This window comes from Bradyrhizobium sp. USDA 241, from assembly GCF_049739505.1.
GTDB lineage: Bacteria > Pseudomonadota > Alphaproteobacteria > Rhizobiales > Xanthobacteraceae > Bradyrhizobium > Bradyrhizobium liaoningense.
Window position 1 is genome coordinate 1300198 of sequence record NZ_JBMGPZ010000005.1, and the last position, 22616, is coordinate 1322813.

At 64.8% G+C, this 22616-nt stretch carries 21 protein-coding genes and 1 pseudogene; 19 read left to right on the forward strand and 3 right to left on the reverse strand.

From position 1 onward, the window contains the following. The first annotated feature begins 2 nt into the window (after positions 1-2). The 6 genes from ABIF91_RS28020 (at position 3) to ABIF91_RS28045 (ending at position 5122) form a co-directional block, all read left to right on the forward strand. Positions 3-488 (forward strand): GNAT family N-acetyltransferase, encoded by a 486-nt coding sequence (locus ABIF91_RS28020; protein ID WP_028177117.1) that lies wholly within the window; start codon positions 3-5, stop codon positions 486-488. Beyond that, the gene (locus ABIF91_RS28025; protein ID WP_028177118.1) at positions 488-1021 is read left to right on the forward strand and encodes a dihydrofolate reductase; all 534 of its coding nucleotides are present in this window, start codon (positions 488-490) and stop codon (positions 1019-1021) included. The genes ABIF91_RS28020 and ABIF91_RS28025 overlap by 1 nt, the downstream gene beginning before the upstream one ends. 128 nt (positions 1022-1149) lie before the next feature. Then, the gene (gene hflK, locus ABIF91_RS28030; protein WP_028177119.1) at positions 1150-2289 is read left to right on the forward strand and encodes an FtsH protease activity modulator HflK; all 1140 of its coding nucleotides are present in this window, start codon (positions 1150-1152) and stop codon (positions 2287-2289) included. Further along, positions 2286-3182, forward strand: a complete 897-nt coding sequence (hflC, locus tag ABIF91_RS28035) for a protease modulator HflC (RefSeq protein ID WP_028177120.1) — start codon at positions 2286-2288, stop codon at positions 3180-3182. The genes hflK and hflC overlap by 4 nt, the downstream gene beginning before the upstream one ends. 72 nt (positions 3183-3254) lie before the next feature. Continuing rightward, on the forward strand, positions 3255-3461 hold the full coding sequence (locus ABIF91_RS28040) for a DUF2065 domain-containing protein (protein ID WP_028177121.1): 207 nt from the start codon (positions 3255-3257) through the stop codon (positions 3459-3461). Positions 3462-3604: 143 nt separating this feature from the next. Then, complete coding sequence (locus ABIF91_RS28045) at positions 3605-5122, forward strand: Do family serine endopeptidase (RefSeq protein ID WP_028177122.1); 1518 nt, start codon at positions 3605-3607, stop codon at positions 5120-5122. A 136-nt stretch (positions 5123-5258) separates the two neighbouring features. Here ABIF91_RS28045 and serB read toward each other — a convergent pair whose 3' ends face one another. Then, a complete protein-coding gene (gene serB, locus ABIF91_RS28050) occupies positions 5259-6164 on the reverse strand; it encodes a phosphoserine phosphatase SerB (protein WP_028177123.1) in 906 nt (301 codons plus the stop codon). A 10-nt stretch (positions 6165-6174) separates the two neighbouring features. On the opposite strand from serB, the gene miaA reads away from it, so the two are divergent. The 9 genes and pseudogenes from miaA to ABIF91_RS28095 all read left to right on the forward strand — a co-directional run bounded on the left by miaA (position 6175) and on the right by ABIF91_RS28095 (position 16246). After that, complete coding sequence (gene miaA, locus ABIF91_RS28055; RefSeq protein WP_028177124.1) at positions 6175-7116, forward strand: tRNA (adenosine(37)-N6)-dimethylallyltransferase MiaA; 942 nt, start codon at positions 6175-6177, stop codon at positions 7114-7116. Between the two features lie 328 nt (positions 7117-7444). Beyond that, the gene (locus ABIF91_RS28060; RefSeq protein WP_028177125.1) at positions 7445-9220 is read left to right on the forward strand and encodes an acetolactate synthase 3 large subunit; all 1776 of its coding nucleotides are present in this window, start codon (positions 7445-7447) and stop codon (positions 9218-9220) included. A gap of 5 nt (positions 9221-9225) precedes the next feature. After that, positions 9226-10197 (forward strand): threonine dehydratase, encoded by a 972-nt coding sequence (locus ABIF91_RS28065; RefSeq protein ID WP_028177126.1) that lies wholly within the window; start codon positions 9226-9228, stop codon positions 10195-10197. Positions 10198-10220: 23 nt separating this feature from the next. Beyond that, positions 10221-10763 carry an acetolactate synthase small subunit gene (ilvN, locus tag ABIF91_RS28070; RefSeq protein ID WP_028177127.1) on the forward strand — a complete coding sequence of 181 codons (543 nt, stop codon included), beginning with the start codon at positions 10221-10223 and terminating at the stop codon, positions 10761-10763. A 3-nt stretch (positions 10764-10766) separates the two neighbouring features. Further along, complete coding sequence (locus tag ABIF91_RS28075) at positions 10767-11462, forward strand: class I SAM-dependent methyltransferase (RefSeq protein ID WP_028177128.1); 696 nt, start codon at positions 10767-10769, stop codon at positions 11460-11462. Between the two features lie 55 nt (positions 11463-11517). Next, positions 11518-11694, forward strand: a pseudogene (locus tag ABIF91_RS28080) (EamA family transporter); the annotation flags it as partial. 7 nt (positions 11695-11701) lie between these two features. Beyond that, positions 11702-12304, forward strand: coding sequence for a LysE family translocator (locus tag ABIF91_RS28085; RefSeq protein WP_424579505.1), 603 nt, complete (start codon positions 11702-11704; stop codon positions 12302-12304). Between the two features lie 133 nt (positions 12305-12437). Then, positions 12438-13457 carry a ketol-acid reductoisomerase gene (gene ilvC / locus ABIF91_RS28090; RefSeq protein WP_028137983.1) on the forward strand — a complete coding sequence of 340 codons (1020 nt, stop codon included), beginning with the start codon at positions 12438-12440 and terminating at the stop codon, positions 13455-13457. 1076 nt (positions 13458-14533) lie between these two features. Next, on the forward strand, positions 14534-16246 hold the full coding sequence (locus ABIF91_RS28095) for a sulfatase-like hydrolase/transferase (RefSeq protein ID WP_028177130.1): 1713 nt from the start codon (positions 14534-14536) through the stop codon (positions 16244-16246). 6 nt (positions 16247-16252) lie between these two features. Here the strand turns inward: ABIF91_RS28095 and ABIF91_RS28100 are convergent, their stop codons facing one another. Further along, on the reverse strand, positions 16253-17812 hold the full coding sequence (locus tag ABIF91_RS28100) for a glycine betaine ABC transporter substrate-binding protein (protein WP_028177131.1): 1560 nt from the start codon (positions 17810-17812) through the stop codon (positions 16253-16255). After that, a complete protein-coding gene (locus ABIF91_RS28105; RefSeq protein WP_028177132.1) occupies positions 17809-18591 on the reverse strand; it encodes an ABC transporter ATP-binding protein in 783 nt (260 codons plus the stop codon). Before ABIF91_RS28105 ends, ABIF91_RS28100 begins: the two co-directional genes overlap by 4 nt. 280 nt (positions 18592-18871) lie before the next feature. On the opposite strand from ABIF91_RS28105, the gene ABIF91_RS28110 reads away from it, so the two are divergent. The 4 genes from ABIF91_RS28110 to ABIF91_RS28125 all read left to right on the forward strand — a co-directional run bounded on the left by ABIF91_RS28110 (position 18872) and on the right by ABIF91_RS28125 (position 22597). Then, complete coding sequence (locus ABIF91_RS28110; RefSeq protein WP_028177133.1) at positions 18872-19690, forward strand: ABC transporter ATP-binding protein; 819 nt, start codon at positions 18872-18874, stop codon at positions 19688-19690. Continuing rightward, on the forward strand, positions 19690-20478 hold the full coding sequence (locus ABIF91_RS28115; RefSeq protein ID WP_028177134.1) for an ABC transporter permease: 789 nt from the start codon (positions 19690-19692) through the stop codon (positions 20476-20478). Before ABIF91_RS28110 ends, ABIF91_RS28115 begins: the two co-directional genes overlap by 1 nt. 101 nt (positions 20479-20579) lie before the next feature. Next, positions 20580-21116 (forward strand): DUF305 domain-containing protein, encoded by a 537-nt coding sequence (locus ABIF91_RS28120; protein WP_035669077.1) that lies wholly within the window; start codon positions 20580-20582, stop codon positions 21114-21116. 11 nt (positions 21117-21127) lie between these two features. Then, the gene (locus tag ABIF91_RS28125; RefSeq protein WP_028177136.1) at positions 21128-22597 is read left to right on the forward strand and encodes a YncE family protein; all 1470 of its coding nucleotides are present in this window, start codon (positions 21128-21130) and stop codon (positions 22595-22597) included. Positions 22598-22616: the final 19 nt, after the last annotated feature.

The following is a 22616-nucleotide window of genomic DNA, read 5'->3' on the forward strand; positions in this document are numbered from 1 at the left end:
AGATGTCGTTGGCCATCCGTCGTGCGCAGGCCGGAGAAGCCGGCCTCGTTCTGTCCTTCATCCGCGAGCTTGCCGAATACGAAAAGCTCTCGCACGAGGTGGAGGCGACCGAGGCCGACATCGCCGACGCGCTGTTCGGTGAAAGGCCGCAACTCTATTGCGCGATCGCCGAGTGGAACGGTGAGCCGGTCGGCTTCGCGGTGTGGTTTGCGAATTTCTCCACCTTCAGCGGCCGCCACGGCATCTATCTCGAAGATCTCTACGTGCGGCCGTCGCATCGGGGCAGGGGCCTCGGCAAGGCGCTGCTGGTCCATCTCGCCAGGGAATGCGTCGAGAACGGCTGGTCGCGCCTGCAATGGGCGGTGCTCGACTGGAACGCGCCGTCGATCGCTTTCTACAAGTCGCTCGGCGCCGTCATGATGGACGACTGGACGCTGTGCCGCGTCACCGGGCCCGCGCTGAGGCGGCTTGCCGGGAGTGCGCCCTGATGGAGATCGTCTTCGTCGTCGCGATTGCGGAGAACGGCGTCATCGGCGCCGGCAACGCCATTCCGTGGCGATTGAAATCCGACATGGCGCGCTTCAAGGCCCTCACCATCGGCAAACCGGTGATCATGGGCCGCAAGACCTTCGAATCCCTGCGCCGGCCGCTGCCGGGCCGCACCAACATCGTGATCACGCGCGATGCGGCTTATCGTGCCGCGGGCGCCATCGTCACGACATCGGCCGCGGAGGCGGAGGCGGTCGCGCGCGGCGATGCCCTGCGGCGTTCGGTCACTGAGATCGCGGTGATCGGCGGCGCCGAGATCTACCGGCAATGGCTCGATCGCGCCGATCGCCTCGAAATCACCGAAGTGCATGCGCGGCCCGAAGGCGACACGCATTTCGACATCGACAAGGCCGGGTGGGAGGAGACCACGCGCATCCGTCATCCTGCCGGACCCGACGACAGCGCCGATTTCTCCTATGTGACATATCGTCGGCGGGCGGCCATTAACCGCATTCGCCAATGTTTACATTGACTTTTTCGTGCCCGAGCATAGCTCGGAGGACGGCCCGGGTTGCGTTGTAAGGGACCTGCCTGTCCCCTATAAAGCCGGACCGGACAAAGCGGGCGGGGGCAATTCCACCCTGCCGAGGAGATCATCGAATGCCGTGGAAGAATCAGGGCGGTGGCCCATGGGGCTCGGGTCCAAAGGGACCATGGGGCTCAGGCCCGCAACCGGTCGGGCCGAGGCCGCCCGATCTGGAAGACCTTCTGCGGCGCGGCCAGGACCGCCTCCAGCAGATCATGCCGGGCGGCTATTTCTCCGGCATCGGCATCACGCTGATCATCCTGCTGATCGTTGCATTCTGGCTGCTGTCGGGCTTCTTCCGCGTGCAGTCCGAAGAGCTCGGCGTCGTGCTGCGCTTCGGCAAGCATGTCCGCACCGTGCAGCCGGGCCTGAACTATCATCTGCCTTATCCGATCGAGACCGTGCTGCTGCCGAAGGCGCTGCGCGTCAACACCACCTCCATCGGCATGACGCTGATCGACGATCCGGCGCGGCGCGGCCGCTCCATTCGCGACGTGCCTGAAGAGAGCCTGATGCTGACAGGCGACGAGAACATCGTCGACGTCGACTTTACCGTGCTCTGGCGCATCAAGCCGGACGGCGTCGGCGACTTCCTCTTCAACATCCAGAATCCCGAAGGCACCGTGAAGGCGGTAGCCGAGAGCGCGATGCGCGAGGTGATCGGCCGCTCGCAGATCCAGCCGATCCTGACCGGCGCGCGGAACGTCACCGAGCAGAACGTGCACGAACTGATCCAGAGGACCCTGGACAGCTACGGCGCGGGTATCCAGATCAGCCAGGTGCAGATGCAGAAGGTGGATCCGCCGGCGCAGGTGATCGATGCCTTCCGCGACGTACAGGCGGCGCGCGCCAATCTCGAGCAGCTGCAAAACGAAGCGCAGACTTACGCCAATCAGGTGGTGCCGCAGGCGCGCGGCCGTGCCGCGCAGATCCTGCAAGCTGCCGAAGGCTACAAGGAGCAGGCGGTCGCCGAGGCCAAGGGCCAGAGCGCGCGCTTCCTGAAGGTTTACGACGAGTACAAGAAGGCGCCCGACGTGACGCGCGAACGGATCTATCTGGAGACTATGGAACGCGTGCTCGGTGGCGCGGACAAGCTCATTTATGACGGCGGCAGCGCCGCGGGGCAGGGCGTCGTGCCCTATCTGCCGCTTCCCGAACTGACGACCAAGCGGCCGCCTACCACCGGTCCGCAGTCGAGCGGAGGCAGCCGATGAGGTCTCCGGTTACAGGTTTCGTCACGCTGCTCGGGCTGCTTCTGCTCCTGATCGTAGCCTACATGTCGCTATTCACGGTGCAGCAGACCGAGCAGACGATCGTGCTCCAGTTCGGCCGGCCCGTCGACGTCGTCACCGCGCCCGGCCTGCATTTCAAGGCGCCGTGGAACTCGGTGATCAACATCGACAAGCGGATCCTCGACCTGGAGAATCCGTCGCAGGAAGCGATCGCGTCCGACCAGAAGCGGCTCGTGGTCGACGCCTTCGCGCGCTACCGCATCAAGGACGCGTTGCGCTTCTATCAGAGCATCGGCTCGATCCAGGCTGCCAACGTCCAGCTCACCACGCTCCTGAACGCGGCGCTGCGCCGCGTGCTCGGCGAGGTCACCTTCATCAACGTGGTGCGCGACGACCGCGAGAAGCTGATGCTGCGCATCCGCGACCAGCTCGATCGCGAAGCCGACGGCTACGGCATCGAGGTCGTCGACGTCCGGATCCGCCGCGCTGACCTGCCGGATCAGAACAGCCAGGCGGTCTACCAGCGCATGAAGACCGAGCGCGAACGCGAGGCCGCCGAGTTCCGTGCACAGGGCGGTCAGAAGGCGCAGGAGATCAAGTCCAAGGCCGACCGCGAGGCCACCGTGATCGAGGCAGAAGCGAGGTCGCAAGCCGATCAAACACGCGGCATTGGCGACGCCGAGCGCAACCGCCTGTTCGCCGAGGCCTACGGCCAGGACCCCGACTTCTTCGCCTTCTACCGGTCGATGACGGCCTATGAGAACGGGCTCCGTTCGAACGACACCCGCTTCCTGCTGCGACCGGATTCGGATTTCTTCCGGTACTTCAGCAACCCGTCCGGCAAGATGGCGACCGAGACGCCGGCGAAGCCGTAAGCTAGACAGGGGGCGGCCGGTCTGGCCGCCCTCTGTCCAGACAAGAACAGTATAGCGGGGAGTTCCATTCCGATGAGGTCCATTGCGTTCGCCGACTTCCTCATCGGCCTAGGCATCCTGTTCGTGCTCGAAGGCTTGATGTTCGCAGCCAGTCCCAACTGGATGCGCAAAGCCATGAAGAGCGCCATCGCTACGCCGGACAACGTGCTGCGGGCGGTTGGAATCGGTTCGGCCGTGGCCGGTCTGGTCCTGATCTGGGTTATCCGGCGCCCAATTTAGGGCATCAGGCCAACGCCAAAGTGAAGGCGCCGGACCGGTTTTCGTCGTATTGTCGGGGTCTTGAGGCCCGTTAAGCTCCGCGCTTGCGCCGTGCCCCCGTTCGAGCGCAGTCTGGCGCCGAATCCCTTTGTCTGGAGATCACAATGACCGCTGCCACCACTGCCCCGTCCCGCTCGCGCCGTCGCGTGCGACTTGGTGTGCGAATTGGGCTGGCCGCGCTCGCCGTCGGTGCTTTCAGCGCGTTCGGCACGCCGGCCTATGCGCGCGGACCGGATGGCATCGCCGATGTCGCCGAGAAGGTGATCGACGCGGTCGTCAACATCTCGACTTCCCAGACGGTCGAGGCCAAGGGCGGCGGCGGCAGCAACACCATGCCGCAACTGCCGCCCGGCTCGCCGTTCGAAGAGTTCTTCGACGACTTCTTCAAGAACCGCCGGGGTCCCGGTGGCGGCAGCAAGGGCGGCGACAACCCGCCGCGCAAGACCAACTCGCTCGGCTCCGGCTTCATCATCGACGCATCAGGCGTCGTCGTCACCAACAACCACGTCATTGCGGACGCCGACGAGATACACGTCATCCTCAACGACGGCACCAAGATCAAGGCCGAGCTGGTCGGCGTCGACAAGAAGACCGATCTCGCCGTGCTCAAGATCAAGCCGCCGAAGCCGCTGGTTGCGGTCAAGTTCGGCGACTCCGACAAGCTGCGCCTGGGCGACTGGGTGGTCGCGATCGGCAATCCCTTCAGCCTGGGAGGCACGGTGACCGCCGGCATCGTCTCGGCCAAGAACCGCGACATCTCATCAGGACCATACGACAGCTACATCCAGACCGACGCCTCCATCAATCGCGGCAATTCCGGCGGTCCGCTGTTTAACCTCGACGGCGACGTCATCGGCGTCAACACGCTGATCATCTCTCCATCCGGCGGCTCCATCGGCATCGGCTTCGCCGTGCCGTCGAAGACGGTGGTGGGCGTCGTCGATCAGCTCCGCCAGTTCGGCGAACTGCGCCGCGGCTGGCTTGGGGTGCGCATCCAGAGCGTCACTGACGAGATCGCCGAGAGTCTCAACATCAAGCCGGCGCGCGGTGCGCTGGTCGCCGGCGTCGACGACAAGGGTCCGGCCAAGCCCGCCGGCATCGAGCCCGGCGACGTCGTCGTCAAGTTCGACGGCAAGGACGTCAAGGATCCGAAGGATCTCTCCCGCGTCGTCGCCGACACGGCGGTCGGCAAGGAGGTTGACGTCGTCATCATCCGCAAGGGGCAGGAAGAGACCAAGAAGGTCACGCTGGGGCGCCTCCAGGATCCCGAGAAGGTGCAGGCTGCGGTGAAGACCGACGAGCCGGCGCCGGAGAAGCTGGTGACGCAGAAGGCGCTTGGCCTTGATCTCGCATCGCTGAACAAGGATCTGCGCACGCGCTACAAGATCAAGGACAGCGTCAAGGGCGTGGTCGTCACAAATGTCGACGCCAATTCCGACGCAGTTGAGAAGCGCCTGTCCGCCGGCGACGTCATCGTCGAGGTGGCGCAGGAGGCCGTTTCCAGCGGTGCCGACATCCAGAAGCGGGTCGATCAGCTCAAGAAGGACGGCAAGAAATCGGTGCTGCTGCTGGTCTCCAACGGCGACGGCGAGCTGCGCTTCGTGGCCCTGAGCGTGCAGTAGGAAACGCACGGTCCCGTAGGGTGGGCAAAGCGAAGCGTGCCCACCATCCTTCTCTCCATCATCACGGCGTGAAATGGTGGGCACGGCGCAAGGGCGCCTTTGCCCACCCTACGGCCGCTGAGTGTGCGGCAAGAGGCTACACCTCGACGAACTCGTCGCGCCGATAGCCCTGCGCATAGAGCAGCGCGGTGAGATCGCCGTGATCGATCCGCGCGGCCGCGGCAGCGGCCACCGCGGGCTTGGCGTGATAGGCCACGCCGAGCCCCGCCGCCTGAATCATCGCGAGATCGTTGGCGCCGTCGCCGACCACGACCGAGTCGATATCGTCGAGATCGAACGACTCCATCAAGTCCACCAGCGTCGCGAGCTTTGCCGCGCGGCCGAGGATCGGCTCCTTCACCTCGCCGGTGAACTTGCCGTCGCGCACGACCAGCTCGTTCGCACGGTTCTCCTGGAAGCCGATCTTGGCGGCGACCGCGCGCGTGAACAAAGTAAAGCCGCCGGAGACGAGGCAGGTGTAGGCGCCGTTCGCGCGCATGGTGGCGACCAACGCGCGGCCGCCCGGCGTCAGCGTGATGCGCTTGGCCAGGACCTCGTCGACAGCGCTGGCGGGCAGGTCCTTGAGCAGCGCGACGCGCTCGCGCAGCGCCGGCTCGAACTCGATCTCGCCGCGCATCGCGCGCTCGGTGATGGCGGCGACATGCGCCTTCACCCCGACGAAATCGGCGAGCTCGTCGATGCATTCCTGGCCGATCATGGTGGAATCCATGTCGGCGAGAAAAAGCTTCTTGCGCCGGGCGCCGACTGGCTGCACGACGATATCGATGGGCAGGTCGCCGCGGAGCTCGCGCAACCGTTGCTCGATGGCGTGACGGTCGCCTCCGAGGTTACTGTCGGTGCCGAAGGGGATGTCGACCGCGACCCCGTCGAACAGCCAGTGCGCGGGTGCTGCCTGTGGCAGCACGGCGCGGGCGCCGTCGACGATGGTCGAGTCGAGCGCGGGATTGTCAGGGTTGCAGATCAGCGTGGCAACGAGGGACATTGAGGGTTTCGTGAGCGAGGGGCATTCAAGCAAGGCCGTGCTTATCGCAGGCCCGACCGCCAGCGGCAAGTCGGCGCTGGCGCTCGAGCTTGCGCTCGCCACCGGCGGCGCCGTCATCAATGCCGATTCCATGCAGGTCTACCGCGACCTCCACATCATCACGGCGCGGCCGACGGCGGCGGACGAGGCGCTCGTGCCGCATCGTCTCTATGGCCATGTCGATGCCGCCGTGAATTTTTCGGCGGGTGCCTGGGTAAGCGACGCGGCGAAGGCGCTCGATGAAGCAAGGGCTCAAGGCCGCCTGCCGATCTTCATCGGCGGCACCGGGCTCTATTTCAAGGCTCTGACGGCCGGCCTCTCCGTGGTGCCGCCGATCCCTGCCGAGGTGCGCGACGATGTGCGTGCGCGGTTGGAACGGAGTGGCGTCGAGGCGCTGCACGCGGAACTTGCGCGCCGCGACCCAGCTGCCGCCGAGCGATTGAACTTGCGCGACCGCACGCGGATTGCGCGCGCGCTCGAGGTGATCGAGGCGACCGGGCGTTCGCTGCTCGACTGGCACCGGGAGGGACAGCCACCGCTGCTGCCCAAGGGCAGTTTTCGCGCGGTGTTTCTCGCGCCCGAGCGCGACGAGCTCTATGCCCGCATCGATGCCCGCTTCGACGCCATGTTGGGGGCCGGCGCGGTGAGGGAAGTCGAGCGGCTCGCCGCCCGACACCTCGATCCGCTGCTGCCGGCGATGAAAGCCCATGGCGTGCCGGCCTTGATCCGGCATCTGCGCGGCGAGCTCAGCCTTGAGGAGGCTGCCAGCATTGGCCGCGCCGACACCCGCCACTACGCCAAGCGGCAGTTCACCTGGTTCCGGCACCAATTGTCGGAATTTGAATGGGTCAGCCCGGGGGAGGCGAGGGGTTGGCTCGCGGCGGTTGTGAACGCGGGCAGGGCGTCCGGCTGACGTGGTTTTGTGGCGGGGGCTCGAATTTACCTCTCGCCGAACCCGGGGAACAGGGCTACACTGCCAAAATCGCGCGGGAGCGGCCGCATTGCCTTGACATCCAGGCTTTGGCCGCTATGTTTCGCGCAACCTTTGGGAAGCCGAGCGCCTGCCATGCGTAACATTATTACCAAACTCCTTATCGCCGTCGTACCCAGGCACACCGCCGGGGATGGCTAGCTGCCATCCACAAGACAGGCGGTGTGCATGGGCCCTCTTCGGGGCCTTTTTTATTTCCCGAACCCGACACGAACGAAGCCGCTGACAACAGCGCATCCGGAGCAAGCCAATGAGCGACAAGAGCCACGATCCGAACCAGATGACCGGCGCCGCGATGATCGTCCGCGCGCTCATCGATCACGGCGTGACCGACATTTTCGGCTATCCCGGCGGCGCGGTGCTTCCGATCTATGACGAGATCTTCCAGCAGAGCGAGGTCCAGCACATCCTGGTCCGCCATGAGCAGGGCGCGGGCCATGCTGCCGAGGGCTATGCGCGTTCGACCGGCAAGCCGGGCGTTGCGCTGGTGACCTCCGGTCCCGGCGCCACCAACATGGTGACGCCGCTCACCGACGCGCTGATGGACTCGATCCCGCTGGTCTGCATCTCCGGCCAGGTGCCGACGCATCTGATCGGCAACGACGCGTTCCAGGAATGCGACACCGTCGGCATCACGCGCCCCTGCACCAAGCACAACTGGCTGGTGCGCGACGTCAATGATCTCGCCAAGGTGCTGCACGAAGCCTTCTATGTCGCGACATCCGGCCGTCCCGGCCCGGTGCTGGTCGACGTGCCCAAGGACGTGCAGTTCGCGACCGGCACCTATCATCCGCCGCGCAAGTCCGACGTGCACCGCTCCTATGCGCCGCGCGTGAAGGGCGATGCGACGCAGATCCGCAAGGCTGTGGCGCTGCTGGCCAATGCCAAGCGCCCCGTGATCTACAGCGGCGGCGGCGTCATCAATTCCGGTCCCGAGGCGACCAAGCTTCTGCGCGAGCTGGTCGAGGTCACCGGCTTCCCGATCACCTCCACGCTGATGGGTTTGGGGGCGTACCCGGCCTCGGGCAAGAATTGGCTCGGCATGCTCGGCATGCACGGCACCTACGAGGCCAACATGACCATGCATGATTGCGACGTCATGCTGTGCGTCGGCGCGCGCTTCGACGACCGCATCACCGGCCGCGTCGATGCGTTCTCGCCCGGCTCGAAGAAGATCCACATCGACATCGATCCGTCCTCGATCAACAAGAACATCCGCGTCGACGTGCCGATCATCGGCGATTGCGGCAACATCCTCGGCGACATCCTCCAGGTGTTCAAGGCGGAGGCGAAGAAGCCCGACATCAAGAGCTGGCGGCAGCAGATCGCGCAGTGGCGTGCCCGCAACTCGCTCTATTACAAGAAGAGCAACGACGTCATTCTGCCGCAGCACGCGATCCAGAGCCTGTTCGAGGCGACGCGCGGCAAGGACACCTACATCACGACCGAGGTCGGCCAGCACCAGATGTGGGCGGCGCAGTTCTACGGTTTCGAGGAGCCGCATCGCTGGATGACGTCGGGCGGTCTCGGTACCATGGGCTATGGTCTGCCGGCCGCGGTCGGCGTGCAGGTTGCCCATCCCGACAGTCTCGTCATCGACATCGCGGGCGATGCCTCGGTGCAGATGACGATGCAGGAGATGTCGACGGCAGTGCAGTACGAGCTGCCGATCAAGATCTTCATCCTGAACAACCAGTACATGGGCATGGTGCGGCAGTGGCAGCAGCTGCTGCACGGCAACCGCCTGTCGCATTCCTATTCGGAAGCGCTGCCGGATTTCGTCAAGCTCGCGGAAGCCTATGGCGCCGTCGGTCTCCAGGTGCACAAGCCCGGCGATCTCGACGGCGCCATCAAGGAGATGATCTCGGTCAAGCGGCCCGTGCTGTTCGACTGCCGCGTCGCCGCGCTGGAGAACTGCTTCCCGATGATTCCCTCCGGCAAGGCGCACAACGAGATGCTGTTGCCGGAGCAGGCGAACGATGAAGCCACCGCCAAGGCATTCGCCGGCGGCAAGGCGCTGGTGTGAGCGCGATGTTCGACCTGAACGAGCTCGAGCGCGCATATGCGATCGTGCGGCAGGCAGTGCCGGCAACGCCGGCGCATGCCTGGCCGCTGCTCGCTGAACGCCTCGGCACGCAAGTTCTGGTCAAGCACGAGAACCATACCCCGATCGGCGCGTTCAAGGTGCGCGGCGGCCTCGTCTATCTCGACCGGCTCAGGCGCGAGCGGCCGAACACGCCCGGCATCATCTCGGCGACGCGCGGCAATCACGGCCAGAGCCTGGCCTTTGCCGCCGCTCGCCACGGCATTCCTGCCGTGATCTACGTGCCGCGGGGCAATTCGGTCGAGAAGAACCGCGCCATGAAGGCGTTTGGTGCCGAACTGGTCGAGCATGGCGAGGACTTTCAGGCAGCCGCCGAAGAGGCCCAGCGGCGCGCCCAGTTTACCGGCCTGCATATGGTGCCTTCGTTCCATCCGGATCTCGTGCTCGGCGTTGCGACCTATGCGCTCGAGTTGTTCAGGTCCGCGCCTGACCTCGACATCCTCTACGTGCCGATTGGGCAGGGCTCCGGCATCTCCGGCTGTATCATGGCGCGCGACCTGCTGGGCCTGAAGACCGAGATCGTCGGCGTGCAATCGACCGAGGCGCCGTCCTACGCGCTGTCGTTCGCGGCCGGAAAGATCGTGACGACCGAAACCAGCAATACGCTCGCCGACGGCATGGCGACGCGCATTCCAGACCCGGATGCGCTCGCCCTGATCCGCAAGGGGGCGTCGCGCATCGTGCAGGTCACCGACGACGAAGTCGCTGCAGCGATCCGCGCTTACTGGACCGATACCCATAATCTCGCCGAAGGCGCCGGCGCCGCCGCGCTCGCTGCGGCACTTCAGGAAAAGACAAGACTATCGGGCAAGCGCGTCGGTCTCGTGCTGTCCGGGGGCAACATCGATTTCGATCTGTTCCGCCGTTGGGTCGGGACGGGCGCGCCAGCGATGGCGTGACGGAGAGTCAAGAGGGGACGACAATGAACCAGCCCGCATCCGCCTACTTCATCGAGGACCGCCACGATCCCAACGAGACGCACACGCTTGCGGTGCTCGTGCAGAACGAGCCGGGCGTGCTCGCGCGCGTCATCGGCCTGTTCTCGGGTCGCGGCTACAACATCGAGAGCCTCACGGTCTCGGAGACCGAGGCCCAGAAGCATCTGTCGCGCATCACCATCGTCACCACGGGTACGCCGATGGTGATCGAGCAGATCAAGCACCAGCTCGATCGCATGATCCCGGTCTACCGCGTCGTCGACATGACCCTGACCAGGCGTTCGATCGAGCGTGAGTTGGCGATGGTCAAGGTGCGCGGGCAGGGCGAGCACCGGGTCGAAGCGCTCAGGCTGGCGGATGCATTCCGCGCCCGCGTGATCGACGCCACCACCGAGAGCTTTGTGTTCGAGATCACAGGCAATACGGACAAGATCAACCAGTTCATCGACCTGATGCGCCCGCTCGGCCTTGTCGAGGTGTCGCGCACCGGCGTCGCCGCGATCGGTCGCGGACCTGAAGGGATGTGAGCCATGTTGGCGCGCGACTGGTACTACAACGAGCGGAACCGGATGGGGATCGAGCCCGCTGTGGCATCGATCTACGACAGCCATGACGATGCCGATCTGCGGGCGCGCGCCGCGCTGAAAATGCTCGGCGTGCAGCGCGGCTGGCGTATCGCCGATATCGGCTGCGGCAACGGCGTGCTCGCCACCGAAGCCGCGCTGATGGGCGCAGAGGTCGATGCCATCGACATCTCGCCGGCGATGCTGGCGCTCGCCGAGATCTACGCCCGCGATCGCAAGGCCCCGGTGCGCACCCAATCCGCCGGTCTGCTCAGCTTCGCCTACCGGCCGGAATCCTACGATCTCATTGTCAGCGAGTTCACGCTGCACCATCTGCCGGATTTCTGGAAGGCGGTGGCGATGTCGCGGATTTTTCGCGCGCTCAAGCCCGGAGCGACGTTTTATCTCCGTGACATTGTTTACTCATCGATGCCCGACGCGATCGAGCGTGACGTCGAGCAATGGGCCGATTTCCAGATCAAGAACCACGATTTCTCCCGCGAGGGCGTGGTGACCCACATGCGCGACGAATATTCCACCTTCGGCTGGGTGATGGAGCGGATGATGACCGACGTCGGCTTCACGCTGGTCGCGGCCGACTACCATGCACCCATGCACGGCACGTATCTGCTGCGCAAACCGAAAGCCGGCGAGCAAGGCTAGAGCTGTGAGAGCAGGCTGTCACTACAACATAGCTGCGCTCCCTCCTCCGCTTGCGGCCGCGCAAGTGGTGCCGTTCGCGCTGCTGGTGCCGTTCGTCGGCTCGGCCGTCTCCAGCATCGTGTTCGGCGAGCGGTTCGGACCGTTGCGCCTCGCCGGCATGCTGACCGTGATCGGCGGCATCGCCGTGCTGGTGCTGGCGAAGCGCCCGCAAGTCCTGCCCAAGACGGCGTGAGGTGAATATGTCCTACTCGCTGTTCTACGCCTTCCTCGCCTTCATGGCGGTGATGTACTTCACCCCGGGGCCGAACAACATCATGCTGTTGTCCTCCGGCCTGACCTACGGCTTCCGGCGCACGATCCCGCATATCGTCGGCATCGTCATCGGCTTCGCCTTCATGATCGCAGCCGTCGGCCTCGGGCTCGGCACCGTGTTCCTGGCCTATCCGATCCTGCAGACCATCCTGAAATATGCCGGCGCCGCCTACCTGATTTACCTGGCTGCCGTGATCGCGATGTCCGGTCCGGCGAAGCCGGGCGAGGAGAAGGCGCGCGGCCCGATGACCTTCTGGGGCGCGGCGATGTTCCAGTGGATCAACGCCAAGGGCTGGGTGATCGTGATCGGTACCATCACCGCCTATGCCGCGATCGCTCAATTCCCGCTCAACATCGCCATCCAGACCGTGATCAGCCTCGTCGTCGGCACGGTCTCGACCGTGGGCTGGGCCCTGTTCGGTACTGCGCTACGGCCGGTCCTGACCTCCGAGCGGCTGGTCCGCGCCTTCAATATCCTCATGGCGGTCCTGCTGCTCGCTTCCCTCTACCCCGTTTTCACGGATGCATGATGTCGCGGATTTCCATGCAGAAACGGGTTTCCCTCAGGGCTGAAAATGCTCTAGACAGCCCCCGAAATCCGCAAATTTCACCCTTCGGACACTGACCATCGGCCGATTTTTGGCCCTGAACGAGGAAACGACCATGCGTGTTTACTACGATCGCGACGCCGACCTGAACCTGATCAAGGGCAAGAAGGTCGCCATCGTCGGCTATGGCAGCCAGGGCCACGCCCATGCGCTCAACCTGAAGGATTCCGGCGTCAAGGAAGTCGCCATTGCGCTGCGCAAGGGTTCTGCCTCGGCCAAGAAGGCGGAGAACGCCGGCTTCAAGGTGATGGAAGTCGCCGAAGCCGCCAAATGGGCCGACCTCGTCATGATGCTGACGCCGGACGAGCTCCAGGGCGACATCTACCGCGAGCACCTGCACGACAACATGAAGAAGGGCGCCGCCCTCGTGTTCGCGCACGGCCTCAACGTCCATTTCAACCTGCTCGACCCGCGCGCCGACCTCGACGTGCTGATGATCGCGCCGAAGGGCCCCGGCCACACCGTGCGCTCGGAGTATCAGCGCGGCGGCGGCGTGCCCTGCCTGATCGCGATTGCCAAGGACGTCTCGGGCAACGCCCATGACCTCGGCCTGTCCTACGCCTCCGCCATCGGCGGCGGCCGCGCCGGCATCATCGAGACCACCTTCAAGGAAGAGTGCGAGACCGACCTGTTCGGCGAGCAGGTCGTGCTCTGCGGCGGCCTGGTCGAGTTGATCAAGGGCGGCTACGAGACCCTGGTCGAAGCCGGCTATGCGCCGGAGATGGCCTATTTCGAATGCCTGCACGAAGTGAAGCTGATCGTCGACCTGATCTATGAAGGCGGCATCGCCAACATGAACTACTCGATCTCCAACACCGCCGAATATGGCGAGTACGTCACCGGCCCGCGCATCATCACCGATGAGACCAAGAAGGAGATGCGCAAGGTTCTGGCCGACATCCAGGGCGGCAAGTTCGCGCGCGACTGGATGCTCGAGAACAAGGTCAACCAGACCTCGTTCAAGGCGACCCGCGCCAAGCTCGCCGAGCACCCGATCGAGGAAGTCGGCGCGAAACTCCGCGACATGATGCCCTGGATCAAGAAGGGCGCGCTGGTCGACAAGAGCAAGAACTAAGTCGTCGTTCCCCCGGACGCAGCGCATCACGTAGTGGTGCGCTGCGTCCGGGGTCGTCCATTGCGGCTCCTGGGTCCGGGCTCTGCGGCGCATCGCTTACGCGTTGCGCCTTGTCCGGGATACGAGTGACCACGAGCTTCGCGCGCCAAACCAAATCTTAAATCTTCGCGGCTATGATCGAGCGAGATCGCAAACAGTGATCTTGCTCCTTCCATCCCGCGCGAAGCATTGTTGCTTCATTCAAACTCTTCGCGAGTTGACGCGCAGCCTGAACGCGAAGAACTGACCACATTCTTGGCATCGCGTCGTTTCTCGCACTTTTTCGTGGCGTTCCGAACATCAAAACCTCTGCGTCTTCAGGGGCAAGGATTCGGCTCTTCATCCGCAGTCGCATCTCGCGTCCACTGGAGAGCCAGACTGTTGCGTACCGGCTGGGCGCATTGCCGAAATCGCGCTCGAGGCGCTGACGGCGGCAGATCCCAAGGTGCGCCATCAGATCACGCCGGAGCCGATGCGCCACCTGATCGGGCCTTGCTGCCGAAGCGGACGCTCGAGCCGCGCGGCTCTGGTGGCTGCCGCGTGTTGATCTATGCTGCGCTGCAACTTGCGGCGAGGGAGTCGAAATCTCGTCCGTGAGGCCGCGCTCGCCGGAGCTGGCCCGCGACAACGCCGTGCCGGTCGCGCCGACTGGGCGGATGCTGACTGACGCCGCAGAGGAGGGCCTGCCTGCTGCGGTCGGCCAATCTCAAGCGCATCCAGATCGCGGGCCGCGCCCTGGTCTACGGTTTTGCTCGGATGAATCTCGACGGCCACCTTCCACGGCGGCGCGTGGAGGAGAATGAAGTCGAGCGGGTGGCGGAAGGGGGGCTCGACCTGTTCATCGCGGGCGTTGCAAAGCCGTAGCAGCTTCGCCGCTCGCTAACATTAAGCTAAGGTCGGGCCGCCCCGCGCGTTGCCTGTCCTTGACCATTCCGTTACAGTTTTATGACACGGTGCAGGCTTCCGGCTGCGCCGGACGCCCTGACCCGTCGGTCAGACGTGTCACCGGGCCGGACTTGAAGTTCAGCGTATTGTCGATGGCGTCCGCGCCCAATCCAGGTCCTTCTGCCACGACCGCCGTGCTGGCGACCGTCGCCGCGCTCGGCATCTGGCGTCTGCTCGCGGTTGCAGCGCCGCATCTCGCTGCGCTCGCGCTGATGTACGAGACCGAGACCGATTTCGGCTCGCGCCTGTCCTTTGTGCTCGCCTGGGGCATCCTGAACTTCTTCTGGATCACGCTGCTGCGGCGGCCGGCGCTCTCGGGCGCATTGTCGCTGACCATGGTCGTCGTGCTGGTGCTGCTGTCGCAGCTCAAGCACGAGGTCGTGCAGATGACGGTCAATTTCATCGACCTGATGATGATCGACCGCGACACCGTCGCGTTCCTGTTCACGATCTTCCCGAACTTGCGCTGGTCGGTGATTCTGGCCGGCCTGATCACGCTGCCGTTGATGTATTCGCTGTGGTGGCTCGACCCGTTCCGCGTCCGCCGCCTGCCGGCGCTGGCCTGCAAGCTCGCCTGCCTCGCCGGGCTTGTCGGGTATTCGCTCTACCATCCGGATGAAGCCTGGCGCAGCTATTACGACGACGGCTATCTCTCGAAATTCTTCCGCTCGGGCGTCAGCTCGGTGTCGGATTTCGCGCAGTACGGCTTCATGGAGGCGGCCGCTTCGACCAATGAACGGCTCAACATGCCGCTGGTTGATGCCTGCCATCCCGCCGGCCGCCGGCCGAACATCATCATGATCCATGATGAATCGAGCTTCGACATCCGCGCGGCGCAGGGCATCAAGGTGCCGCAGGGCTATGGCAGCCACTTCACGTCCTGGGACGGCAAGCAGCGCACGTTCCTGGCCGAGAGCAATGGCGGACCGAGCTGGTTCACCGAATACAACGTGCTCGCGGGGCTTTCCTCGCGCTCGTTCGGACGCTTCGCCTATTTCGTGACACGCATTGCCTCGAGCCGGGTTGAGCGCGGCCTGCCGCTGGCGCTGCGCCGCTGTGGCTACGAGACGCTGTCGCTCTATCCCGCCAATGGCGGCTTCATGGGCGCGCGCAGCTTCCAGATGACGACCGGCATCGAGCGCTTTCTCGATGCGAAGGACCTCGGCGCGAAGGATGTCGAACCCGACAGCTTCTTCTATGACAAGGCGCTCCAGCTGATGGGCCAGCAGCCGCCGAACAAGCCGCTGTTCACCTTCATCTATCTCGGCGCCAATCATTTCCCCTGGGAGACGCGCTTCCGGCCCGACCTGCTGCCGAACTGGCGCGGGCCGGGCAATGTGCCGTCGATCGACGAATATCTGCGCCGACAGGCGATCAGCGCCGAGCAGTACAAGGCCTTCGTCGCAGGCCTGAAGAAGAACTTTCCGGGCGAGCCCTTCCTGATCGTGCGCTACGGCGATCACCAGCCGGAATTCGCACCGCAGATCCTCGAGCCCGGGCTCGACGAGGGCGCTCTCGGCAAGAAGCTGGACAATTACGATCCGCGTCTCTACGCGACCTATTATGCGATCGACGCCGTCAATTTCGAGCCGGTGAAAAGCGCGGCCGTAATGGACACGATCGACGGCCCCTATCTGCCGCTGGTGATCCAGGAGGCCGCCGGCATCCCGCTCGACCCGTCCTTCGCCGAGCAGAAGGAGATCATGCTCCGCTGCAAGGGCATCTTCTACGGCTGCAAGGACGGCGCCGAGGCGCGGCGGCTGAACCGGCTGCTGATCGATGCGGGGATGATCAGGGGACTGTAGTCGTCCCTACTGTCGGCTGATCTTGCCCCACAGCCACTTCGCCACCGCATCCGGCGACGAGTTCGCATCGTTGCCACTGGCGCGCAAATTGGCCTCGCGCATGGTGGCGATGTCGATCTTGCCGAGTAGCGGCCGTAGCGCCGCCTGCAACCGCTCGTCACCGGCGCGTTTCGGCGCGAGCAGCAGGATCGCGTCGTAGGGCGGGATGGCGTGCCTGATATCGTCGAGTGCAACGAGATCGTACTTCGCGATCAAGCCGTCGCTGGTGTAGCCGGCGATCACGTCGACCTCGCCGCTGGCGGCGGCTGCATACATGAAATCCGGCTGCATCTGGCGTTGGGCGCGGAACGAAAGGCCGTAAGCCTTTTGCAGGGCCGCCCATTCGGGCCGCGAGAAGAATTCGTAGTCGCCGGCAATCGACATCGTCGATGCGTGTGCGGCGAGATCGGTGATGGTGCGGATGCCGAGCGCCTCGGCGCGCTTCCTCGGCATCACCAGCGCATAGGCGTTCTCGAAGCCGAGGTCGCCGAGCAGGGTGATGTTGTCCCCGGCGAGCGCTGTTTTGAGTTCCGCGAGCAGCTCGGTGCGCGGCTTGATATCGCTGCGATGCAGCTGGTTGGCCCAAAGCGTGCCGGAATAGTCGACATAGAGATCGATGTCGTCGGCCTTCAGCGCCTCGAAGATCACGCTCGAACCGAGGCTCGAGCGTGCCGTCGCGGACAGGCCGGCGGCCTGGAGACGGTCCCTGAGCAGCGCCGACAGCACATATTGCTCGGCAAACGTCTTGGCGCCGACGACGTAGCCCTGCGAGGAGCGGCCCATTGTCGGCACCAATGTTGCGGCAACGAGAGCTGCGATCCCGACGCAGCCGAGCGCTGCGCGCAGACGGCTGCGACGACGCAGACCGTTCTCGATCAGGCCAAGCAGTTGATCGACGGCGAGCGCGAGCAGGGCAGAGGCCAGGCAGCCGAACAGCACGAACACCCAGTTCTGGGTCTGGAGCCCGGCAAAGATGTAATTGCCGAGGCTGGTCTGCCCGATCGGGGTCGACAGCGTCGCGGTGCCGATCACCCAGACTGCGGCGGTGCGGATGCCCGCCATCATCACCGGCAGCGCCAGCGGCAGCTCGACCATGAGCAGCGACTGGCGCCCGGTCATGCCGACGCCCTTGGCGGCTTCGATCAGCGCGGGGTCGATGCCGTTGAGCCCGGTGATGCCGTTGCGCAGCACCGGCAGCATCGAATAGAGCGCCAGCGCCAGCATCGCCGGCAGGAAGCCGAAGGCGGAGAAGGAAACGCCGAACCAGGTCAGCGCGACCGAGGCCGCCGCGAGCAGCAGCGGATAGAACAGTGCAAGCAGCGCCAATCCCGGCACGGTCTGCACGATGCTGGCGAACGCGAGCAGCATGCCGCGCGGCGCCGGGCGATTGCGCGTGAGGATCGCCAGCGGCAGGCTGACGGCGAGACCGAGCGCCAGTGCGGCAAGGCTGACCTGCACATGGTTGCCGAGATAGTCGGGCAGATGCGCCAGCGCCTCGCCCCAGCGTGGATCGGCGAGGAGGCTCATGCCGCACCGCTCTGCGGCAACAGTGCATTCAGCCGCTCGGCCTGGCGCCGCGGCGTGCGCAGCAGCTCCAGCACGTAGTCGTCGCCGCTCTTGGCGAGCCCATTGGGCGTGCCCTGCGCGAGCAGTCGTCCGCCGCGCATCACTGCGATGCGGTCGGCGAGCAAGATAGCCTCCGTCATGTCATGGGTGATCATCACGGTGGTCAGCCCGAGCTTGCGATGCAGCGAGCGATAGTCGTCGCCGAGCGCATCGCGGGTGAGGGGATCGAGCGCGCCGAAGGGCTCGTCCATCAGCACGATGCGAGGCCTTGCCGCAAGCGCCCGCGCCACGCCGACGCGCTGGCGCTGGCCGCCGGAGAGCGCTTCCGGCAGACGGTCGCGATGCGCCACACGGTCGAGCTGCACCAGCTCGATCAGCTCGTCGACACGCGCCGCGATATCCGCCGCCGACACACCCAGCAGTCTCGGTGTGATCCCGATATTGTCGGCGACGCTCAAATGCGGAAACAGCCCGCCGCTCTGGAACACGTAGCCGATCCGCCGCCGCAGGGCGACCGGATCGACGTTTCTCACGTCCTCGCCCTCGACGGTGATGGCACCGCCGTCGGCCTCGATCAGCCGGTTGGTGAGCCGCAGCAGCGTGGTCTTGCCCGAGCCGGAGCCGCCGACGATCGCCACAAACTCGCCCTCGGCGATGTCGAGCGATACATCGCTCAGAGCCATGAGGGAGCCGAAGCTCTTGGTGACGTGCTGGTAGCTGATCGCCAGCTGGGAGGGCATCGCAGGTGAGCTCGCTTCTTTCTTACCCTCGCCTGGGAGGGGGAGGGTCGATCGCGCGCAGCGCGAGCGGGGTGGGGTGATCTCTCCACGCGGGCAACGCTTCCGTAGAGAGACTGTTACCTCACCCCGTCTCACATTTCGCTGCGCTCATGTGAGCCGACCCTCCCCCTCCAGGGGAGGGTAAGAGCGCGGCAGCGGGGTATGCGTAGCACGCTTGGCGCCTTGATTGAACTTGGCCGCGCGAGCGGCTAAGGCATCGGCCTGAATTCGGAGGAAGCACATGACGACGCCCACGGCAGTGGCGCTGGAAGATGCCAAGGTCGCGTTCCGCCTCGGGGACGGGCGGGTCTATACGGCGGTCGAGAAAGCCCATCTCACGGTAGCCCAGGGCGAGTTCGTCGCCATCGTCGGCCCGACCGGCTGTGGGAAATCGACGCTGCTCAACGTTGCCGCCGGGCTGCTGAAGCCCGCGGCCGGCAGCGTCCGGATTTTCGACCGGCCGCTGGCGGGGCTGAACCGGGATGCCGGCTACCTGTTCCAGGCCGACGCGCTGTTCCCGTGGAAGACCGCGCTCGACAATGTCGCGATCGGGCTCGAGATCAAGGGCACGCCGCGCACCGAAGCGCTGCCGCGGGCGCAAAAATGGCTGACCTCCGTCGGCCTCGGTGCCTTTGCGGGCCGTTATCCGCACATGCTCTCCGGCGGACAGCGCAAGCGCGTGGCGCTGGCGCAGGTGCTGATCCGCGATCCAAAAATCCTGCTCATGGACGAGCCGTTCGGGCCACTCGATGCGCAGACCCGTCAGGTCATGGGCAGCCTGCTGCTCGATCTCTGGAGTGCCGACCGCAAGGCGGTGCTGTTCGTGACCCATGATCTGGAGGAGGCGATCGCGCTCGCCGACCGGGTCGTGATCATGTCGGCCGGGCCGTCGTCGCGCATCATCGGCGATTGGCGGGTGAGCCTGCCGCGCCCGCGCGACATCTTCGAGGTGCGGCTGGACAAGGAATTCCATGAGCTGCATCGCGAGATCTGGGGCGTGCTCAAGGACGAGGTGATGAAGGGCTACGCGCAATCCACTCATGCGGCGGAGGCGGTCTGATGTCGCGTCCGACGCTGCTTGCGCTGCAAATCCTGGTCGCGGTCGTCTGCATCGTGCTGTGGCAAGTGCTGTCGACCGTTCCCGTCTTCGGCAAGATCCTGCTGCCGCCGTTCTTCTTCTCCAACCCATTCGACGTGTTCAGCCAGATCGTGAAATGGTTCTCGTCCGGCGTGATCTGGAAGCATCTCGGCATCACATTGGCGGAATCGATCCTCGCCTTCGTGATCGGATCGCTCGGCGGCGTGCTGGTCGGCTTCTGGTTCGCGCGCCAGCCGCTGGTCGCCGCCGTGTTCGACCCTTACGTGAAGATGGTCAACGCGCTGCCGCGCGTCGTGCTGGCACCGATCTTCGCGCTGTGGCTTGGGCTTGGCATCTGGTCCAAGGTCGCGCTCGGCGTCACCTTGGTATTCTTCATCGTGTTCTTCAACGTCTATCAGGGCGTCAAGGAGGTCAGCCGCACCGTGCTCGACAACGGCCGCATGCTCGGCATGAGCGAGCGGCAGTTGATGCAGCACGTCTATTGGCCGTCGGCGCTGTCGTGGATGTTCTCCTCGCTGCACACTTCGGTCGGCTTCGCCGTGGTCGGCGCCGTCGTCGGCGAGTATCTGGGATCGGCGGCGGGGCTCGGCTATCTGATCCAGCAGGCCGAGGGCGTGTTCGACGTTGCGGGCGTGTTCGCCGGCATGTTCGTGCTCTCGGCCTTCGTCATCCTGATCGACTACGGCGTCACGCTGGTGGAGCGGCGGCTGCTGGTATGGCGGCCGACCGCGTCGGATGGGCGTGGTTAAGCCGCCTCGTTGCGCGCTGACATTTATGTGATCGGCAGGCCGGAATAGAACGCGCGGCCGCGCGTCAAACCCCCATGCGACCACCCGCATGGGAGTTCTTGATGTACCCATCACAGTTTCGCTGCGCCGTAGCGGCGCTCTCAGCCAGATGTCGATGGCCCAGGTCCGGATTCGGCGCGGCGTTCCTCGCCGCGCGCATTCTCGTCGCGTTCGCGGTGCCTCCACTCGCGTTCGCGCATGAATCCCATCCGGCCAGCCCGCCGGCTGCGCCGAGCACGGAGGAACGGGCATTTCTGGAAGAAAATGAAGCCGCCATGACCAAGATGATGAACGACATGGCGGTCAAGCCGACCGGCGACGTCGATCGCGACTTCGTCGCAATGATGAATCCGCATCATCAGGGCGCGATCGACATGGCAGTCATCGAATTGCGCTATGGCAAGAACGAGCAGCTGCGGCGCATCGCCCAGGAAATCATTGTCGATCAGATGCAGGAGATCGCGGCCATGAAGCTCGCCATAGGCGAGCCGGCCACGGACACCGCACCTGCTCCGACGCAACCGGCATCCGCTCCGGTGGCCACCGTTCATCATCATTCGGGCATGCAGATGGATATGCCCGCCGGAATGAAGAAGTAGGAGCTACATACATGAGCACATCGAAATGCAGGGTTGTGAGAAGCATTTTCCTGGCCGCCACGATGCTTGCTGGCGGATCCGCCGCATGGGCGGGGCAGGCACCGGGCGCGCTGTCCGCCCCCGATATTCCGATCAGCCACCACGACCGCGTTTACGCCGCAGAACAATTCTCGAATACGGTTTCGGTCACCGACCCCGTCGACAACAAGCTGCTTGGCGTGATCCGGCTGGGCGACCCGCAACCCGGCAATTTTAGCCCGCTCTACAAGGGCCAGGTCCTCGTGCACGGCATGGGCTTCTCGCCGGATCACAAGACGCTCGCCGTGGTCTCGATCGGTTCGAACTCCGTGAGTTTCATCGATACCGCGACCAACGCGGTCAAGCACGTGACCTATGTCGGGAGGTCGCCACACGAGGCGTTCTACACGCCGGACGGCAAGGAGGTGTGGGTCACCGTCCGCGGCGAAAACTACATCTCCGTCATCGACCCGACCAGCTTCAAGGAGAAAACCCGCATCACGACCCCGAACGGGCCCGGCATGCAGATTTTCTCACCCGACGGCAAGTATGGCTACATCTGCTCGTCCTTCAATCCCGAGACCGACGTGGTCGCTGTTGCCGAGCACAAGATCATAGCGAGGGTGAAGCAGGAGAGCCCATTCTGCCCGAACATCGCGGCGACGCCGGATGGGAGCCAAGTGTGGTTCACGCTGAAAGACGTGGGCCGGACCCAGGTGTTCAACGCGAGGCCGCCGTTCAATGCGATCAAGACCATCGAAACTGGCCCGATCACAAATCACGTCAACTTCGCGCATACGGCCAAGGGCACGTTTGCCTATGTCACTGTCGGTGGCCTGAACGAAGTGAAGGTGTTCCGCACCGACGACTTCTCGCAGGTCGCGACGATCCCGGTCGGTAGTCTTCCGCACGGTGTGTGGCCGTCCGGCGACGGGACTCGCATCTATGTCGGGCTGGAGAATGCCGACGCGCTTGCGGCTATCGATACGGCAACCAACAAGGTAATCGCCAACGTTCCGATCGGCCAGGCGCCGCAGGCGATCGCCTATGTCCCGAACGCCGCGCCTGACCCGGATGACCGCCAAAACCTGCAGGCTCTCGGCGTTGCCGGCCAGGTTGCTCATCTCGCGCTTGTATCGAAGGGTGATGCGGGGGGCGGCCAGGCGCCGACCAGCGTGTCGTTGTTCGATCAGGGCTTGATACAGATCCTGCAGGCTTCGGTGACGGGACTTCAGCCCAGGCAGAAATATGTGCTGGCGCTGGCGGACCATGGCGATGGAAGCGGGCCGCTGCAGCCATTGGCGGCGTTCATGACCAATCCGGCCGGATCGGCCATCGTCAACGCGGCCGGTCCGATCCGGCAGATCGTCGACCAGTCTGCCGCGGCTGCAAGGCGATATCTGGTGATTGCGTCCGGCGACGCGGCCATGCCGGGCGACGTCATTCAAATCGAGGCGCGATGACGTTCGGCGGGCACCAACC

Excerpts from the sequence above, each read along its gene's own strand:
- ABIF91_RS28020 (WP_028177117.1), top strand. The coding sequence starts at position 3 with ATGTCGTTGGCCATCCGTCGTGCGCAGGCCGGAGAAGCCGGCCTCGTT.
- ABIF91_RS28025 (WP_028177118.1), top strand. The coding sequence starts at position 488 with ATGGAGATCGTCTTCGTCGTCGCGATTGCGGAGAACGGCGTCATCGGC.
- hflK (WP_028177119.1), top strand. The coding sequence starts at position 1,150 with ATGCCGTGGAAGAATCAGGGCGGTGGCCCATGGGGCTCGGGTCCAAAG.
- hflC (WP_028177120.1), top strand. The coding sequence starts at position 2,286 with ATGAGGTCTCCGGTTACAGGTTTCGTCACGCTGCTCGGGCTGCTTCTG.
- ABIF91_RS28040 (WP_028177121.1), top strand. The coding sequence starts at position 3,255 with ATGAGGTCCATTGCGTTCGCCGACTTCCTCATCGGCCTAGGCATCCTG.
- ABIF91_RS28045 (WP_028177122.1), top strand. The coding sequence starts at position 3,605 with ATGACCGCTGCCACCACTGCCCCGTCCCGCTCGCGCCGTCGCGTGCGA.
- serB (WP_028177123.1), bottom strand. The coding sequence starts at position 6,164 with ATGTCCCTCGTTGCCACGCTGATCTGCAACCCTGACAATCCCGCGCTC.
- ABIF91_RS28060 (WP_028177125.1), top strand. The coding sequence starts at position 7,445 with ATGAGCGACAAGAGCCACGATCCGAACCAGATGACCGGCGCCGCGATG.
- ABIF91_RS28065 (WP_028177126.1), top strand. The coding sequence starts at position 9,226 with ATGTTCGACCTGAACGAGCTCGAGCGCGCATATGCGATCGTGCGGCAG.
- ilvN (WP_028177127.1), top strand. The coding sequence starts at position 10,221 with ATGAACCAGCCCGCATCCGCCTACTTCATCGAGGACCGCCACGATCCC.
- ABIF91_RS28075 (WP_028177128.1), top strand. The coding sequence starts at position 10,767 with ATGTTGGCGCGCGACTGGTACTACAACGAGCGGAACCGGATGGGGATC.
- ABIF91_RS28085 (WP_424579505.1), top strand. The coding sequence starts at position 11,702 with ATGTCCTACTCGCTGTTCTACGCCTTCCTCGCCTTCATGGCGGTGATG.
- ilvC (WP_028137983.1), top strand. The coding sequence starts at position 12,438 with ATGCGTGTTTACTACGATCGCGACGCCGACCTGAACCTGATCAAGGGC.
- ABIF91_RS28095 (WP_028177130.1), top strand. The coding sequence starts at position 14,534 with ATGGCGTCCGCGCCCAATCCAGGTCCTTCTGCCACGACCGCCGTGCTG.
- ABIF91_RS28100 (WP_028177131.1), bottom strand. The coding sequence starts at position 17,812 with ATGAGCCTCCTCGCCGATCCACGCTGGGGCGAGGCGCTGGCGCATCTG.
- ABIF91_RS28105 (WP_028177132.1), bottom strand. The coding sequence starts at position 18,591 with ATGCCCTCCCAGCTGGCGATCAGCTACCAGCACGTCACCAAGAGCTTC.
- ABIF91_RS28110 (WP_028177133.1), top strand. The coding sequence starts at position 18,872 with ATGACGACGCCCACGGCAGTGGCGCTGGAAGATGCCAAGGTCGCGTTC.
- ABIF91_RS28115 (WP_028177134.1), top strand. The coding sequence starts at position 19,690 with ATGTCGCGTCCGACGCTGCTTGCGCTGCAAATCCTGGTCGCGGTCGTC.
- ABIF91_RS28120 (WP_035669077.1), top strand. The coding sequence starts at position 20,580 with ATGTACCCATCACAGTTTCGCTGCGCCGTAGCGGCGCTCTCAGCCAGA.
- ABIF91_RS28125 (WP_028177136.1), top strand. The coding sequence starts at position 21,128 with ATGAGCACATCGAAATGCAGGGTTGTGAGAAGCATTTTCCTGGCCGCC.